Here is a 572-nt window from a genome sequence, read left to right as displayed (position 1 = left end):
TGGCGCTGTACCAGCGGGCTCTGCAGGCGCATGCGGCTCATGCGGTGCCGACGTCGGCGGTGTCGGCCGTGTCGTGGCTGTCGTCGCAGGACTGGACGGCGGTGTGGCCGGCATCGCTGTCCGCCGGCCTGCTCGGCCTACACGCCGGCGCTCTCTACCTCGGCCGCCGCCACGCTGTCGCACCGGTCGCAGAGGAGTCGGTGTCCGCGGAGGAACGCCGGCTCCTTGACCGGCTGCACCCCGAGTACTGGACGGCTCATGCCGCCGCCCGGGGCCTGGCGGGCACGCTCACCACCCCGCCGACTCTCGGCCCGGGTGGGATTCGCTGCGAGGTGCGTCTGGACGGCACCTGGACCGTCAAGGCCCTGGCCGCCAAGGCCGACAGTGTCCGGGCGCTCCTTGGCGCTAGGACTGCGTTGCGGCTGCGGATCACTGGCGGTGCGCGGGGTGGCTGGGCGGTCCTCACCCTGGCTACTCGCCAGGCCACCGACGGCGTGTCGTCCTCGTGGGCGGCGTCGCGGATCCCTGCGGACCCCGCCGCGATGTCGGTGGGGGTGGATACCGAGACCGGG

At 73.8% G+C, this 572-nt stretch carries 1 protein-coding gene; it reads left to right on the top strand.

The genetic code is table 11. The features are described from left to right. Positions 1-68: 68 nt before the first annotated feature. Positions 69-572: hypothetical protein (locus G6R25_RS24495; RefSeq protein WP_205447458.1), on the top strand; the 504-nt coding region annotated here is incomplete at its 3' end.

This window comes from Candidatus Frankia alpina (assembly GCF_902806485.1).
Taxonomy (GTDB): Bacteria; Actinomycetota; Actinomycetes; order Frankiales; family Frankiaceae; genus Frankia; species Frankia alpina.
The sequence above is the reverse complement of the archived record's forward strand: the minus strand, read 5'-3'. Positions and strand labels throughout refer to the sequence as shown.